The sequence below is a fragment of the Mucilaginibacter sp. P5_A4 genome, assembly GCF_056400605.1.
In genome coordinates this window covers 1-1,061 of record NZ_JBFUKX010000149.1, presented here as the reverse complement: position 1 = coordinate 1,061, position 1,061 = coordinate 1, and the positions used below count along the sequence as shown (strand labels likewise).

The following is a 1,061-nucleotide window of genomic DNA, read 5'->3' as shown; positions in this document are numbered from 1 at the left end:
CGATGAGGCTTCAGGTTTATATCTCTTGCTTGATGGTTGTATTAAAACCTTTAAAATAGCAGATAACGGGCATGAGCTGTTGTTAGGTTTATCTACACCTGATGACTATATCGGTTTATATTCCTTATTATCGTCAGAAAGTTATTCCGAAACGGCAGAGGCAGTTAGTGATTCCACTGTATGTTTGCTTCCTCGCGAAATGGTGCTTGATATGGTAAATCATTATCCTGATATTAATCAGCAGTTTATCCATATGATGGCCAGTAATATTCGCGAGAAGGATAACCAGTTATTATTGATGGCCTACAATTCGGTTCGCAAGCGCTTATCACAGGTACTTTTGCGATTAAGTACTCCATTGTCAAATCCACTATTGTTTAATATATCACGTGAAGAACTGGCGGGAATGGCTGGCATAGCTTCAGAGACCGTGAGCAGGATACTCACAGAGTTTAAATCAGAGGGTTTGATAGAGCGTATTGGCACCCATATAAGAATAATAGATCATGCCAGGTTAAAAAAAATGAAAGACTGAACTGCTTATGCCGCAATCATGTTGTTAATCAGTTTTACATAGTTTGTAATTGCATTGAAAGTCAATGTGTTATGTTGGCTTTGTTCATTTTGATTTTATATGATAAAAGGGGGCAAACCAATGTATATCATTAATTTACCCCCATGCATCATTGAGTTACTGAAAAATTTTCTTTCAAAATATCTTTTATAAATGGAATCTTAATTGCTTGTAACCTTTAAATATTTATTCAGCATTGTTTGTATTGGTCATGATCACTTTGAGTGCTTTTTCTTTTGCAGCATGCTCAAAGGTATCATAGGCCTCCATAACCTGGTCCAGTCTAAAATGATGGGTAATTAGTTGTCGGGGTTGTAATTTGTTTGAGCTGACCGTTTTTAATAACATTGGCGTTGAAACTGTATCCACAAGTCGGGTTGTAATGGTTATGTTTTTTGACCAGAGGGTTTCGAGGTGAAGATTTACAGATTTACCGTGAACCCCCACATTAGCAATACGCCCGCCGGGGCCAATAATGGCCTCACAT

The 1,061-nt window shown here is 37.7% G+C and carries 2 protein-coding genes; one reads left to right on the top strand and one right to left on the bottom strand.

All coding sequences use genetic code 11. The features are described 5' to 3' along the window. Window positions 1-535: Crp/Fnr family transcriptional regulator (locus AC1DQW_RS27745; RefSeq protein ID WP_477457029.1), on the top strand; the 535-nt coding region annotated here is incomplete at its 5' end. Window positions 536-760: 225 nt separating this feature from the next. On the opposite strand, the gene AC1DQW_RS27740 is transcribed toward AC1DQW_RS27745, so the two are convergent. Continuing rightward, window positions 761-1,061: hypothetical protein (locus AC1DQW_RS27740; protein ID WP_477457028.1), on the bottom strand; the 301-nt coding region annotated here is incomplete at its 5' end.